This window comes from Psychrobacter sp. G, assembly GCF_000418305.1.
In the GTDB taxonomy this organism is placed as follows: Bacteria; Pseudomonadota; Gammaproteobacteria; order Pseudomonadales; family Moraxellaceae; genus Psychrobacter; species Psychrobacter cryohalolentis.
The window spans coordinates 1,145,407-1,160,136 of sequence record NC_021661.1 but is presented as its reverse complement, the minus strand read 5'-3'; the positions used below and the strand labels follow the sequence as shown (position 1 = coordinate 1,160,136).

Below are 14,730 nucleotides of genomic sequence, written 5' to 3'. Positions count from 1 at the left end.
AATTGGAACGGCTCTTATGCGCTATCAAAACACCTACGCTCAATTGGACACCCGTCTTTATCATGAGCAACTGCCAAACCCATTAGACAATCCTCGTGTCGGTCATTTTAATATTCAAGTTGCTGAGCAGCTGGGCTGGACGGAAGATACAGATTTGATGACTCGTTGGGTTGAAATACTTGGTGGACAGTATGTGCCAGCTGAATTTCAGCCTTTATCAATGGCGTATGCTGGTCACCAGTTTGGGCAATGGGCGGGGCAATTGGGCGATGGTCGCGGCTTATTGATGGCGCAAGTACTCGACAAAAACAATCAACTACAAGATATGCATCTAAAGGGTGCAGGCTTGACTCCCTACTCACGCATGGGCGATGGGCGTGCGGTATTACGCAGTACCATTCGTGAGTATTTATGTGGTCATGCGCTCACTCAGCTTGGTATCGCATCCTCTAACGCCTTGGGATTTGTGGTATCAGATACCAAAGTGCGCCGCGAACGAATAGAAGCAGGAGCGGCTTTAATGCGTGTGGCTGACAGTCATATTCGCTTAGGTCATATTGAGTGGATTGCCAGCTTTGCGCCTGACCTGCTTGGCGAATTTACCGATTATATGATTGATACCTACTACCCTGAGTGCCGTGATAGTGATAAACCAGTCTTAGCATTTTTGCAGGCTGTGGTTGAACGTACCGCACGCATGATTGCCGATTGGCAACTGATTGGATTTGCGCATGGTGTTATGAATACTGATAACTTGTCTATTACCGGCAGTACTCTAGATTTTGGTCCGTTTGGCTTTATGGAGCGTTTTAACCCTGCTTGGATCAACAATCACTCTGATCATAGCGGACGCTATGCTTATCAAAATCAACCTGCTATTGGACATTGGAATCTAAATATTTGGTTACCGCACTTTATGCGTCTAGACGGTGTGACGCGCGAGACGTTAGCAGATTGTCTAGCGCCTTACGAAGCGACCTTTATGCAGCATTATCAGCAAGGGCTATGCCGCAAGCTTGGGTTGCCGCATCAGCGTGAGAGTTTAAGCTTAGCGTTTGAATGGTTGACACTGCTAGAGGATAATCTACTCGACTATACCAATAGCTTCCGAGCGTTATTAGGATTAATCGCACCTCATCCTTATGAGCAGCAGTTGCTTGCAACCTTGACGGCCGAGCTGAATCCTGAAGCACAGCAAGTCTGGCAAGCATGGTCGACCCGTTATCTGGCACAAGTAAAGCAGGTATCGATTACTCAAGCAATTGAGGATATGCAAGCCAGCAATCCTATTTATGTATTGCGTAACAGCATGGCTCAGCGTGTTATCGTTGCCGCAGAGCAAGGACAGTTTGAAGAACTAAATAGAGTATTCGAGCTGCTTGCTAGCCCTTATACGCTACATGATAGCGCCATTGACCTTGATACCTTACCGCCTGCGCCTCATGCACCGCAAATGCCAATCAGCTGTTCGTCTTAATATATATTTATTCTGTAATATTTTGAAATATTTTGCATTTGGGGTTGATATTTGGGTCATTTTTTTGGCATTATCAACTAGCTAAATAATGAATATCAATTTATTATATTGTGTGCGCAGTTCATAGTCCTTAGCTAGGCAAATTATTGGCGATAATGTAGACTATCTATTTTGCACTATTGTTGTTTTTTGTTGATGTTTAAGCGCCGCATAGCACCCCTTAACAATCAATGTACACTCATGATCATATTCAATGGTTATTGAGAATTAGGCATTAGTTTTTATCACCATTTAATTTATTCCAATTTATCCTAACCATGGCAATTATTATGAATGACGATATCACTTTGAATACGGACACCCCTAGTACGGAAAAAGAGCAGTTTGAACAAGCTGCCTTACATTACCATGAGTTCCCTCGCCCTGGTAAAATCTCAGTTACTCCTATCAAGCAATTGGCAAACCAACGTGATCTGGCGCTCGCCTATTCACCAGGCGTGGCAGTACCTTGTCTTGAGATTCAAAGAGACCCATCTCTTGCGGCAAAATATACCGCACGTAGCAACTTAGTTGGTGTTATTACCAATGGTACAGCGGTGTTAGGTTTGGGAAATATCGGTCCATTGGCATCAAAGCCTGTTATGGAAGGCAAAGGGGTTCTATTCAAAAAGTTCGCTGGTATCGACGTTTTTGATATTGAAATTGCACAAAACGATCCGGACAAATTCATTGAGGCTGTTGCTTCTTTAGAGCCTACGTTTGGTGGGATTAATTTAGAAGACATCAAAGCACCAGAGTGTTTCAAAATCGAGCGCGAACTGCGTAAGCGTATGAACATTCCAGTATTCCATGATGACCAACATGGCACGTCAATCATTGTTGCGGCGGCGATGCTTAATGCATTAATCATCACGAACAAAAAAATTGAAGATATTAAAATCATTTGTTCTGGTGCCGGTGCTGCAGCGATTTCTTGCTTGGATATCATTTGTGCCCTTGGTGTGAATAAAAACAATATCTACGTATCAGACTCACGTGGCATTATCTCTACTACCCGTGAAAACCTTGATGAAACCAAACAACGCTACGCTCGTGAAACCACTGCTACGACTATTGAAGAGCTGATGGATGATGTCGACATGTTCCTAGGCTTATCTATGCCTGGTACATTGACAGAAGACATGGTTCGCCGTATGGCAAAAGACCCTATCATCTTTGCGCTTGCTAACCCAACGCCTGAGATCATGCCAGAAATCGCCCATGCCGTCCGTCCAGACGTTATTATGGCAACCGGTCGCTCTGATTATCCGAACCAAGTAAACAACGCATTGTGTTTCCCTTATATCTTCCGCGGTGCATTAGATGTGGGCGCAACGACTGTCAACGAAGAGATGAAAATTGCATGCGTACGCGCTATTGCTGCTATGGCGCATGTTGAAGCGACGCCAATGAGCAACGTCAAAAACGTTGAAAGTACGCCAAGCTTTGGTCGTGATTACCTGATCCCAGGACCACTTGAGCCAAACCTAATCATTGAAATCGCCTCTGCAGTCGCAAAAGCAGCTATGGATTCAGGCGTTGCAACGCTTCCTATCGCAGATATGAAAGCCTATCGTCAGCGTCTGTCTGAGTTTGTCTATAACTCAGCGTTTGTAATGAAGCCTATTTTTGCTCGTGCAAAAGCAGATCCAAAACGTATCGTTTACTGTGAAGGCGAAGACAGCAACGTACTATTAGCGGTACAAGTAGTCGTCGATGAGCAGTTGGCTTATCCAATCTTGGTCGGTCGTCCTTCAGTGATCGAAAATAACATCGCCAAGCTAGCATTACGCTTGAAAGACGGCGTGAACATTACTATTGTCAATGTTGATGATGATCCGCGCTATAACGATTACTGGAAAGGCTACTACGAGAAAAACAAACGTACTGGGGTCAGTATCGAGCTTGCTCGCCGTGATGTGCGCCGCAAAACCTCTTTAATTGGTGCTCTTTTGGTTGAAAATGGCGATGCCGATGGTATGATTTGTGGTACATTCGGTCACTATCAGCTGCATTTAAAATATGTCGGCAGAGTAATCAATAAAAAAGAAGGCATTAATGATTTTTACGCGATGAATGCAGTGCTCATGCAAGATCGTAATATTTTTATTGCTGATACCTATATCCATGAAGATCCAACGGCTGAGCAATTGGCTGAGATGACTGTATTGGCAGCTGAGCAATTGTGCCGCTTTAGCATTACCCCACGTGTAGCTTTAGTGTCGCATTCAAACTTCGGAACTTCTGATCGTGCCAGTGCTGTCAAAATGCGTAAAGTACATCAACTGCTGACCGAGATGAATGTCGATTTTGAGTTTGACGGTGAAATGCAAGGTGATGCTGCACTTGACGAACATATCCGTGCCAATGACTTGCCTTCGAGCAATCTTAAAGGTTCAGCAAATCTACTTATCTTGCCAACGTTAGATGCGTCGAACATTGCTTTTAACCTGCTTAAGACGGCAACCGGTAGCGCGTCTATCGGTCCTATTTTGTTAGGTGCAAGCAAACCTGTACATATTCTAACGCCATCAGCCACAGCGCGCCGTGTGGTTAATATGACGGCACTTGCGGTCACTGAAGCTCAGGATTTAGACAACGAGAAGCAGTAATCGATTACGCTCTTCAAAGTTAAAGTGCGCAATTAAGACGGTCTTTTGCATTTTTTATAGAGACCGTCTGCTATACTAAAACCAGCCAATGCTTAAAGTATTGGCTGGTTTTTTTTGACAAAATTTAGGTTAATTGGTAGTAAATATAAAGAGAATATTATGCAAGTGTATCTCGTCGGCGGTGCAGTACGTGATCAGCTATTAGGGCGCCCTATTAAAGATAAAGACTTCGTTGTCGTTGGGGCAACCGTTAATGAGATGCTTGACGCAGGTTTTCAGCAAGTAGGCGCAGATTTCCCTGTATTTTTGCATCCGGTGAGCCGTGAAGAATATGCCCTCGCACGAACTGAGCGTAAGCAAGGTTTGGGCTATCAGGGCTTTAGCGTGCATGCCAGTATTGACGTTAGTTTAAAAGACGATTTGCAGCGGCGCGACTTGACGATCAATGCCATGGCCATAGAGGTTACTAGCTTAACCGACGATACGCCTATAAGTGGTGACGTGATTGATTATTATGGTGGACTTGACGACATAAAAAGTAAGAGCTTGCGCCATGTCTCAAGTGCCTTTAGCGAAGACCCTTTACGGGTGCTGAGAACGGCGCGCTTTTATAGCCGCTACTATGATTTGGGCTTTACTATCGCTGATGACACGTTAGTCTTGATGCGTGAGTTGGTTGCTTCAGGAGAGCTTACCCATTTAAGTAGCGAGCGTATTTGGCAAGAATCGAGCCGTGCAATGATGCAGCTCTCCCCTCAGGTATACTGGCAACAGCTATTTGATATCGGCGCCCTTGCAGAGCACTTTGCACCGTTACATCAGGCTTGGAATGATGATCAGATACGAGAGACAGTGCAAACATCGCTATATTTCGCCGGTCAGATGCAATTGAATCTATCACAGCGTTGGGCGCTATTAATGATTAGCCTTAAGCCATCGTTATTTCAGATCAAACATATTGAAGCCATAACAGCGGTCAAAAGTATTAACGATATAGGTAATATGGCTAAAGTACCAAAGGCACAAACACAATTTGCTGGTTTATTCGTACAACAAGCTGATAAATTGAGCGTTATAACCCAACTCAGTGCTGCCGAAAAAATTGATCTTATTCAAGCCTGCAGCGCCCATAAAGAGCCTGAAAAACTCTCGCAGCTCTTGGTCACAAGCCAAGTATTGCAGTTATCTATACAGCACCGTCAGATGATGTTGGCATTAAATAGCTTTCACAGTATTGGTATGAATGATATTGATCAAAGTCTCAAAGGTACAGCGATTGGTAAAGCCTTGCGTCAATGCAGAATTGAGCATTTACAAATGCAAACAGCCTGACATAAAAAGATTAAACACTCTTTAAAATTTTAAAACCATATCCTAATTAAAACGCTATTATGACTCAAACATCTAAAAATACTCATCCTATGATGGCATCTGCCCCCGTTATACTTGTCACAGGTAGTGCTAAGCGAATTGGCGCGGCGATTGTTCGTGCTGCTCATAAGCAAGGCTATCGCGTCATTATCCATTGTCATCATAGTGAGCAAGAGGCACATGCATTAGCAGACGCGCTGAATGATACTTGCGCTCATAGTGCTGTGGTTATTGTCGCGGATTTGGCAGTGGTAAATCAGGCAGACACTCTCAAGCACCTGACCCAAACTATCATGCAGGCATTCGGGCAACTAGACGTACTGGTACATAATGCCTCTCGCTTTTACTCTACTCCCCTTGGCAGTATTAATTATGACCAATGGGACGAGCTGCTGTTGACCAATACCAAAGCGCCTTTGTTGTTAAGCCAAGCACTACTACCTTATCTTAAGCAACAACAAGGTTGTATTATTAGTTTGCTCGATATTCATGCGCAGGATAAGCCGTTCGCCAATTATACGGTTTACAATATGGCAAAAGCGGCGCATCGGATGATGGTGCAGTCTTTAGCACTGGATATGGCGCCTGATGTACGCGTGAATGGGGTCGCGCCTGGGGTCAATATTTTACCCGATGCAGATAGCGATCAAGCGATTGATAGCGAGCAGCAAAATAAGATTATAAGCTCCATTCCTATGCAGCGAATAGGCATCCCTGCTGACATTGCGCATAGCGTGCTCTATTTGGCGCACGCCAGTTATGTGACGGGTGAGATAATAACCGTAGATGGAGGCCGAAGTTTGACGCTGGCTGGTGGTAATTAGTGATAACTCATCAAATAGTATGCCCTATCTGCTAACTTTTACTTGAAAATATATAAAAATCAGGTATCATTGTGCGTCTAAAGGGCCCATAGCTCAGTTGGTTAGAGCAGAGGACTCATAATCCTTTGGTCGTAGGTTCAAGTCCTACTGGGCCCACCAAATTCAAACCCCGTAAACGCAATGTTTATGGGGTTTTTTGTTGTCTAGTTTTTTTAGCTGGCTTGTTAAAGTGTGCGATAAACCTCTGAGGGTGGATTTGCCTATCCCCAATGAATCAGCACCGTCAGGTATTTTACGTTTGTGTTCAACGACTAAGCTGATGGCTTCTAATTTGAATTCTTGGGTGTATTGATTGCGTTTGTTGGTCATACTATGTTCCGTCTTTTGTTTAGTATGACCTCTTAGCAGCTGTCCGAATTTATTATGCCACTACATGCTGGCATGTCTTAGCAAGTCCTTACTGCTTTTAGGAGTACTCAATTGGCTTAATTAATATCGGGGTTTGCTTTGCAAGCACCCTTATTTACGCTTTCTGAACTTAGCAGCCCACCGCTTTCAATGTATCGTTTTAACCCTCTTAGACTAGACACTTATGGTGCATAGAAAATCATAAAAACCATCATGGTGCGAAAAAAGTGCAATATCTCCTAAAAAGACCGATATTGGTGCGTTTATTGTGTATTTTGGAATGGCATAAATATTGAAGTATTAATAGCAGTTAGGAATGGTTTGTTAAATCGGCCTACCAAGCTGCTACTTTATCTTTTTGGAGAAATATATGTCTTTATTGCCAACGCTTATCACTGCTACTCCTATAAGTACAAATTATCGTATCGACTCAAAACTCACATCACGTTTGTCTCTACTAGCAGTAGCCGTCGTAGGTAGCTTAAGCCTTATAGGTTGTCAAAAACCTGCAGAAACTAGCGCTGAGACCAATTCTACAGCCACAAAAACCGAAACGGCCGAGACCGCTACTACCCCTGCGGCAGATGGTGACACCATCAAAGTTGGCATCTTGCATTCTTTATCTGGAACGATGGCCATCTCTGAAACATCATTAAAAGATACTGCTCTCATGACCATTGATGAAATTAATGCCAATGGCGGTGTGTTGGGTAAGCAGCTAGAGCCAATCGTCGTAGACCCCGCTTCTGATTGGCCGTTATTCGCTGAAAAAGCTCGTCAGCTGTTAACTCAAGACAAAGTGGATGTCATATTTGGTGGTTGGACGTCGGTATCACGTAAGTCTGTGCTGCCTGTCGTTGAAGAGTTAAATGGCCTCATGTTCTACCCTGTTCAGTACGAGGGTCAAGAGCAGTCAAAAAATATTTTCTACACTGGTGCAGCACCTAACCAACAAGCTATTCCTGCTGTTGAATACCTAATGAGTCCGGAGGGCGGTAGTGCAGAACGCTTTGTCTTACTTGGGACCGATTATGTCTATCCTCGGACTACTAACCAGATACTGCGAGCGTTCTTAAAATCTAAAGGCGTCGCTGAAACAGACATCATGGAAGAGTACACCCCTTTCGGTTTTAGCAACTATCAGACCATCGTGGGCAACATTAAAAGCTTCTCGACCGGTAAAAAGACGGCTGTTATCTCTACCATTAATGGGGATTCAAACGTACCCTTTTATCGTGAGCTTGCCAATCAGGGTATTAAAGCCTCTGATATCCCCGTCATGGCATTCTCAGTAGGAGAAGAAGAGCTTCGTGGTATCGATACCAGCTTATTGCAGGGGCATTTGGCGTCATGGAACTACTTTATGTCGGTTAAAAATCCTGTCAATAGCGGCTTCACCAAAAAGTATAAGAAATATGCGCTAGATCATAAGCTACCGAATGCTGAAAAGGTCGTGACCAATGATCCTATGGAAGCCACCTACGTGGGTATCAATATGTGGAAACAAGCAGTCGAAAAAGCAGGTACCACTAATGTCGACAAAGTGCGTATTAGTATGGGAGGTCAGACTTTTGACGCGCCATCAGGGTATACATTAAAAATGGATGAGGAAAACCATCACTTATGGAAGCCTGTCATGATCGGTCAAATCCGTGCCGATGGTCAGTTCGATGTGATCAGCAAAACGCCAAAAGTCATTCGTGCTGAGCCATGGAGTCAGTACATCCCTAAATAAGGTTGTGGTCACCCAAGCCTTAGTCCCTAATCCTTAGCCCCTTAATGGTATCAATACCAGCAACCCTTTAGCTCCTCTACTGATAAAACAGTTTTTCAGTAGAGGTTAGAGGAGTGTTGACTGCAAAAAAGGAACCATCATGTCACATTACCCTTCCTATTATAAAAGTGACGCGCAAGCCAATTATTCTAATAAGACTTTTGTCATCGCCTTACTATCTTTACTCCTCCTCATTGCTATCACATCAGCTGCTCATGCTCACGAGACGCCAATAGCCCACAGCCATGGCGAGAAACTATCTACTAATACTGTGGCAGTGACATCCACTGCTGTAAGTGAAGAGAACTTACTTGCTCAAGACGACACCTTACTTGCTCAAAACAAGCAGTCTCTTACTACGCCTGCTAATCTTGCGATAAGTAAAGGGGATGCTATCGAGCAGTTCGTTGCTGCTGACTTCACCAAGCGCCAAACCATGCTCAACCAGTGGCCGGGGTCAGTTGAGAGTTTGGATACTTTAGTTGAGCTGATAAAGAAAGATGAGTTATATCAAGGCAATGGTGGGCAAACCTACCTACTTAACAGCGAAGATGAGCTATTTACTTATCCTGCTAAGCAGCTGACCACCGAGTGGCCGAGTGACTTGGCGCAAGTGACTTTGACCAATACGCTACGCTCAGCCTTAGTCTTTGGACAAGCCAAGGTTAAGCTTGAGTCAAACGATCCTACGCAACGTGTGCAGGCAGTCGCCATCTTAGCGGATAATATCGAACAGCTAGATCCAGCACTCATAAGTACTGCTGCCACTAATGAGGAAGACGACGACGTCAAAACGGCGTTGAGTACTTTACAAGCGAGGATTGATTTTAGAGATGGCGACGTCGCCAAGCAAATTGCAGCACTTACCGTGCTCGCCGATAGTGATAGCCCGCAAGTCTTAGTTGATGTCAAAAAAGCATTGGCGGCAGATAATATCGATCCTGTGCTCAAATCTGCGCTGTTAGACGCTGAGGATAGTATTGAGCAGCGCATTACCATCAGTACTTGGATAGGTCATCTATTCACGGGACTTAGTACGGCAAGTATCTTACTACTCGCGGCATTAGGGCTTGCCATTACCTTTGGGCTACTGGGGGTCATCAATATGGCTCACGGTGAGCTCATTATGATTGGCGCTTACGCCACTTATATGGTGCAAAATCTCTTTCAAGCGTATTTTCCTAGTATGACTGGATGGTATCTGGTTGCTGCTATACCCGTTGCTTTTTTAGTTAGTGCCATTATTGGCATGGTTATCGAACGAATCATTATTCGCCCGCTTTATGGTCGTGAGCTTGAAACCTTACTGGCAACTTTCGGTGTCAGTTTGATTCTTATGCAGTTGGTTCGGATGATATTTGGCGCGCAAAACGTCGAAGTCAGCAATGTCGACTGGTTGAGCGGTGCCTATCAAGTGTCCTCGAGCCTTGTGCTTCCCTTCAACCGTATCGCTATTATCGGCTTTACCATCATTATTCTTATGCTACTGGTGTACTTACTTAATAAGACTCGTTTCGGGCTATTTGTGCGCGCTGTCACTCAAAACCGGCAAATGGCACGTGCAGTGGGTATCTCATCTGCTCGCATCGATATGTTGGCTTTTGCACTTGGCTCGGGTCTCGCAGGTCTCGCTGGCTGTGCTTTGGCGCAAGTAGGCAATGTCGGACCCGACTTAGGTCAGACTTATATCATTGATGCGTTCTTAGTCGTCGTGGTTGGCGGTGTTGGGCAAGTATGGGGCGCGGTATTGGCATCTTTAGGTCTTGGTGTCAGTGGTACGGTGCTTGAAATCGGCATTGGTGCTGTGATGGCTAAGATTGTATTACTGGTTCTTGTGATTTTGTTTATTCAAAAACGTCCACAAGGTTTATTCGCCCTCAAAGGCCGTTTTGTGGATTAAGGAGAACCTCATGCGTTTGACTCAATTATTATCTGATTCCCCACGTAATGCCATTTTGATTGGTTTGTGTTTTTTAGTGCTACTGATATTGCCTTGGCTCCATTTACTACCTGAAACCTCTAGTTTTCACCTGTCTGCTTACTGGATAACTTTGATTGGTAAAATAATGGCGCTCGCCATGGTAGCACTGGCTTTAGACTTGGTCTGGGGCTATGCCGGCATCCTAAGCTTAGGTCATGGTCTTTATTTTGCGCTAGGAGGTTATGCTTTTGGTATGTATTTAACGCGAGAAACGGCTGGCACAGGCTTGCCAGACTTTATGCGTTTCTTAAGTTGGACCGAGCTGCCATGGTATTGGGCAGGCACTCAACACTTTTGGTGGGCGATGGCTCTAGTGGTATTAGTTCCCGGTCTGGTCGCTTTTATCTTTGGCTATTTTGCTTTTCGCTCCAAGATCAAAGGGGTTTATTTTTCGATTATTACTCAAGCCATGACCTATGCGGCAGCCTTATTATTCTTCCGTAACGAAACAGGCTTTGGTGGTAACAATGGCTTCACAGGTTTTACCACGCTATTAGGCTATGACATCACTGCTTCTTCAACGAGGGCTGTGCTGTGTTTTACGACTGCTTTGGCGCTGCTACTGTCCTATCTTGGGCTACGCTATCTGATGAGCCAGCCTTATGGGCGCGTGCTCGGTGCCATTCGTGATAGTGAAAATCGCTTGCAGTATTTAGGCTATCGCACGCTTTGGTACAAGCTTTCAGCTTGGGTATTGTCTGCAGTCATTGCTGGTATCGCTGGTGCTCTATATGTACCGCAAGTTGGCATCATTAATCCGGGCGAGATGAACCCCGTCAACTCTATCGAGATGGCAGTATGGGTGGCTGCGGGAGGCAGAGGTTCACTCATTGGTGCTATCGTAGGTGCAGGTGCAATCAATGCAATTAAGACTTATTTTACCGTTGCCTACCCTGAGTTTTGGTTGCTTATCCTAGGTGGATTATTTGTGGTGGTTACTTTATTTCTCCCTAACGGCATCATTGGCGTACTTGATCGTTTTAAAAAGGAAAAAGAATAATGTTAATAACTAATGCTGCTACTTCCCAAAAAGTTACTAACGATGCGCTTGTTAAAAACAATCTTAGTATCAATAATCCAATGAAAAACTCTAAAAATACACCACACATAACGGTCGCAGAAAACACGCCTACCCGACCAGTCACTACTTTGGCTGAAGATTACGGAGATAGCGGTGGTTTAGCGCATCCTGTTCCCAAATCAGGGCCGGATATGAGACATGGTATTGCGCTGTATTTAGAAGGCGTTAGCGTGTGGTTTGACTCGTTCCGTGCACTCAATGATCTATCTTTATACATTGAGGCAGGCGAGCTACGCTGCATCATCGGCCCTAATGGCGCAGGTAAGACGACATTAATGGATGTTATTACGGGCAAAACGCGTCCTACTAAAGGCAGTGCATTTTTCGGTCAAGTACATAATTTAGCCAAACTATCTACCGAGGAAATAGCCGAAGCAGGCATTGGCCGTAAGTTTCAAAAACCTACCGTATTTGAGAAATTTACCGTACTTGATAACTTAATGCTCGCTGCACCAAAGGACAAACGGGTATCAAAAAGCTGGTTTACTAAAATTGACGCAGAAATCCAAGATACTCTTGCCTCAACGCTTGATCAAATACGCCTAAAAGAGCTGATTAGCAAGCCAGCAGGATTATTGTCTCATGGTCAAAAACAGTGGCTAGAGATTGGGATGTTATTGATGCAAAGACCAAAACTTATCTTACTTGATGAACCAGTGGCAGGCATGACAGATGCCGAAACCGAACATACCGCTGAGTTATGTCTACGCCTTAAAAAGAATCATACTTTAATCGTGGTTGAGCATGACATGACTTTCATTGATGCCATCAGTGAGAAAGTAACGGTCTTAGCAAATGGCGCTATTTTGGCTGAAGGCACGTTGAATGAAGTACAGAATAATGAGGCCGTTATTGAGACTTATTTGGGTCGATAATTGATAGTAATGCTTAGAAATAGACCTAAAAAATAGAGGTGCTTATATGTTAGAAATTAATGCCATAAATCAATATTACGGTGGCAGTCACATTTTACGTGATGTCACCCTCGCTGCCCCTGTAGGAGAATGTAGCGTGGTACTGGGTCGTAATGGCGTCGGTAAAACCACCTTGCTTAAATGCTTGATGGGCATCCTACCAATAAAATCAGGTGAAATCTTATTAGACGGTAAGGACATTAGTCAGATGACGCCTGAGCAGCGTGTACGCGCAGGACTCGCTTATGTGCCGCAAGGACGTGATATATTTTCTACTTTGACCGTTGAAGAAAACATTCTGATTGGCATGGCGAAATTCTCTCAACGAAAAGCAAGTAAAGTACCCAAACACTTGTATGATATATTTCCAGTGCTGGACGAGATGAAGCATCGGCGCGGTGGCGATCTATCTGGCGGTCAGCAGCAGCAGCTCGCTATTGCTCGTGCGCTTGCTTCAGAGCCACGCGTGCTAGTACTTGATGAGCCTACTGAAGGTATTCAACCATCAATCATTAAAGACATCGGTAGAGTCATTCGTAGTCTTGCTAATAAAGGCGATATGGCAATCGTTTTAGTCGAGCAGTTTTATGAGTTTGCTGAAGAGCTTGCCGATAACTATACCGTGCTCTCTAGAGGACAAGTGGTTGCTCAAGGGGCTGGATGTGACATGGCAGAAAACAATATTCAAGAGTTGGTGGCAATCTAAAAGGACACTTTCTAAAAGGGAATACAATTTTGACTTGGCAATCCTCACTACAGCTTCATTTCGACTGCGCCTCTACTGCTGCAAAAACTCGGCTGTATCATCGTGCCCATACTGGCGCACTAATGGTGCAGCGCGCGCTGTATCCTGAGCCTGATAGTACTGATAACAGTCAAGCAGGAATTTGCCATATTTATGTGTTGTATCCTCCTGCTGGTATCGCCGATGATGACCGCTTAACACTGGAATTTGACCTACACTCTAACAGCCATGCGGTGATTACCACCCCTGGAGCCGGCAAATGGTACGGGCAACGCAAATCATTACGATACTCTAGACCTAGCGACCCATCAAAATTTAACAACGGTACTCAATCGGCAAATAGCAACACCTCTAACGACTGTTTTAATGATGTTGTCAGCGCAGAACAGCATATCGATGCCCGCCTTGATAACCACGCTATTCTTGAATGGCTACCACAAGAAAGCATTTATTACGATCATTCTGTCTCTACTGCCAATAACCGCTTTTATTTAGCTAAGACGGCAAGTTTATTGACTTGGGATATTGCGGTGTTCGGACGTCAAGCGTATCAAGAGACGTTTGCTAATGGTCATTATGCCAACCGCTTAGAGATATGGCGTGAGAGTAATTTATTGGTCAGTGAGTGCACCTCCCAGCAAGCCAATACGTGCTGGTTTACCTCACCATTAGGACTGAACAATCAACATGTGCATGGCTCTTTTTGGGCAATACCTAGCACAGAGGTCATTGCGCCAGAACTACAGAATAATCCGCTCAAGCTTGGTCAATATTTAGATGCCACTATTACCGAGATACGCCAGCTCATTGATACGCAGTCACTACCCATTCACTGTACTCACAATTTTCAAGGTATCAATTGCCGTTATTTAGGGGCAGATGTGCGTGCCTGCTTTGACGCTTTTTACCAAATTCGCGAGCTTATCAGGTCTAAATGGTATGCGCTTGAGCCTCATCGACCGAGGATTTGGGACACCTAATATCATGTGCTCCCACTTAATCTCATCCCTGAACAATGCTGAACCAAACCAGAATGACTCTACTTAGTACATTTAACTTGACACATTTACTTTATGAAGATTAAAAACGGTTCATAGTCTTTAAAGCACAATAATTATTAAGGAAGCTTTATGCAATTAAATCCTACCGAAAAAGATAAACTCTTACTATTTACAGCCGGTATGGTAGCGGAACGTCGTAAAAATCGTGGCGTCAAGCTCAATTATCCTGAGTCTATCGCTTACATTAGCATGTTACTAATGGAAGGCGCGCGTGATGGCAAAACCGTGGCGCAACTGATGAGTGAAGGAGCCACTTATCTCTCTGCCGATGACGTCATGGAAGGCATCGCAGAGATGATACATGATGTCCAAGTTGAAGCCACTTTCCCCGATGGCACTAAGCTGGTGACGGTACATAACCCCATCGTATAACTTGCTTGTGTATGGCGATGTCTCTGCTCTAGTAATAAATCGCACTAAGAAACGATGTAACCTACTAGTAA

At 44.4% G+C, this 14,730-nt stretch carries 12 protein-coding genes and 1 tRNA gene; 12 read left to right on the top strand and 1 reads right to left on the bottom strand.

Annotated features, from left to right (window positions below):
* Positions 1 to 16: 16 nt before the first annotated feature.
* From PSYCG_RS04965 to PSYCG_RS04945, 5 genes are all read left to right on the top strand, one after another.
* Positions 17 to 1,477 (top strand): protein adenylyltransferase SelO, encoded by a 1,461-nt coding sequence (locus PSYCG_RS04965; protein ID WP_020443217.1) that lies wholly within the window; start codon positions 17 to 19, stop codon positions 1,475 to 1,477.
* A gap of 329 nt (positions 1,478 to 1,806) precedes the next feature.
* Complete coding sequence (locus tag PSYCG_RS04960) at positions 1,807 to 4,128, top strand: NADP-dependent malic enzyme (protein ID WP_020443216.1); 2,322 nt, start codon at positions 1,807 to 1,809, stop codon at positions 4,126 to 4,128.
* 159 nt (positions 4,129 to 4,287) lie between these two features.
* On the top strand, positions 4,288 to 5,460 hold the full coding sequence (locus tag PSYCG_RS04955) for a CCA tRNA nucleotidyltransferase (RefSeq protein WP_020443215.1): 1,173 nt from the start codon (positions 4,288 to 4,290) through the stop codon (positions 5,458 to 5,460).
* A 59-nt stretch (positions 5,461 to 5,519) separates the two neighbouring features.
* Positions 5,520 to 6,323, top strand: coding sequence for a pteridine reductase (locus PSYCG_RS04950; RefSeq protein WP_227500762.1), 804 nt, complete (start codon positions 5,520 to 5,522; stop codon positions 6,321 to 6,323).
* Positions 6,324 to 6,405: 82 nt separating this feature from the next.
* Positions 6,406 to 6,482 (top strand) — tRNA-Ile (locus PSYCG_RS04945).
* Between the two features lie 3 nt (positions 6,483 to 6,485).
* On the opposite strand, the gene PSYCG_RS13195 is transcribed toward PSYCG_RS04945, so the two are convergent.
* Positions 6,486 to 6,692, bottom strand: a complete 207-nt coding sequence (locus PSYCG_RS13195; RefSeq protein ID WP_020443213.1) for a transposase — start codon at positions 6,690 to 6,692, stop codon at positions 6,486 to 6,488.
* A 463-nt stretch (positions 6,693 to 7,155) separates the two neighbouring features.
* Here PSYCG_RS13195 and urtA point away from each other — a divergent pair, with 463 nt between their 5' ends.
* From urtA to ureA, 7 genes are all read left to right on the top strand, one after another.
* Entirely contained in the window at positions 7,156 to 8,466 is a 1,311-nt protein-coding gene (urtA, locus tag PSYCG_RS04935; protein ID WP_041772504.1) for an urea ABC transporter substrate-binding protein, read from the top strand.
* A 139-nt stretch (positions 8,467 to 8,605) separates the two neighbouring features.
* Entirely contained in the window at positions 8,606 to 10,405 is a 1,800-nt protein-coding gene (gene urtB / locus PSYCG_RS04930; protein WP_020443211.1) for an urea ABC transporter permease subunit UrtB, read from the top strand.
* A gap of 10 nt (positions 10,406 to 10,415) precedes the next feature.
* A complete protein-coding gene (gene urtC, locus PSYCG_RS04925; protein ID WP_010200558.1) occupies positions 10,416 to 11,486 on the top strand; it encodes an urea ABC transporter permease subunit UrtC in 1,071 nt (356 codons plus the stop codon).
* Positions 11,486 to 12,442, top strand: a complete 957-nt coding sequence (gene urtD, locus PSYCG_RS04920; RefSeq protein WP_020443210.1) for an urea ABC transporter ATP-binding protein UrtD — start codon at positions 11,486 to 11,488, stop codon at positions 12,440 to 12,442. Before urtC ends, urtD begins: the two co-directional genes overlap by 1 nt.
* 46 nt (positions 12,443 to 12,488) lie before the next feature.
* Complete coding sequence (urtE, locus tag PSYCG_RS04915; protein ID WP_020443209.1) at positions 12,489 to 13,187, top strand: urea ABC transporter ATP-binding subunit UrtE; 699 nt, start codon at positions 12,489 to 12,491, stop codon at positions 13,185 to 13,187.
* Positions 13,188 to 13,216: 29 nt separating this feature from the next.
* Entirely contained in the window at positions 13,217 to 14,206 is a 990-nt protein-coding gene (locus PSYCG_RS04910; protein WP_020443208.1) for an urease accessory protein UreD, read from the top strand.
* A 150-nt stretch (positions 14,207 to 14,356) separates the two neighbouring features.
* Positions 14,357 to 14,659, top strand: coding sequence for an urease subunit gamma (gene ureA / locus PSYCG_RS04905; RefSeq protein WP_010200554.1), 303 nt, complete (start codon positions 14,357 to 14,359; stop codon positions 14,657 to 14,659).
* Positions 14,660 to 14,730: the final 71 nt, after the last annotated feature.

What these genes read in the sequence shown, in the direction of transcription:
- PSYCG_RS04965 (WP_020443217.1), top strand. Translation starts at nt 17, where the DNA reads ATGCGCTATCAAAACACCTACGCTCAATTGGACACCCGTCTTTATCAT.
- PSYCG_RS04960 (WP_020443216.1), top strand. Translation starts at nt 1,807, where the DNA reads ATGAATGACGATATCACTTTGAATACGGACACCCCTAGTACGGAAAAA.
- PSYCG_RS04955 (WP_020443215.1), top strand. Translation starts at nt 4,288, where the DNA reads ATGCAAGTGTATCTCGTCGGCGGTGCAGTACGTGATCAGCTATTAGGG.
- PSYCG_RS04950 (WP_227500762.1), top strand. Translation starts at nt 5,520, where the DNA reads ATGACTCAAACATCTAAAAATACTCATCCTATGATGGCATCTGCCCCC.
- PSYCG_RS13195 (WP_020443213.1), bottom strand. Translation starts at nt 6,692, where the DNA reads ATGACCAACAAACGCAATCAATACACCCAAGAATTCAAATTAGAAGCC.
- urtB (WP_020443211.1), top strand. Translation starts at nt 8,606, where the DNA reads ATGTCACATTACCCTTCCTATTATAAAAGTGACGCGCAAGCCAATTAT.
- urtC (WP_010200558.1), top strand. Translation starts at nt 10,416, where the DNA reads ATGCGTTTGACTCAATTATTATCTGATTCCCCACGTAATGCCATTTTG.
- urtD (WP_020443210.1), top strand. Translation starts at nt 11,486, where the DNA reads ATGTTAATAACTAATGCTGCTACTTCCCAAAAAGTTACTAACGATGCG.
- urtE (WP_020443209.1), top strand. Translation starts at nt 12,489, where the DNA reads ATGTTAGAAATTAATGCCATAAATCAATATTACGGTGGCAGTCACATT.
- ureA (WP_010200554.1), top strand. Translation starts at nt 14,357, where the DNA reads ATGCAATTAAATCCTACCGAAAAAGATAAACTCTTACTATTTACAGCC.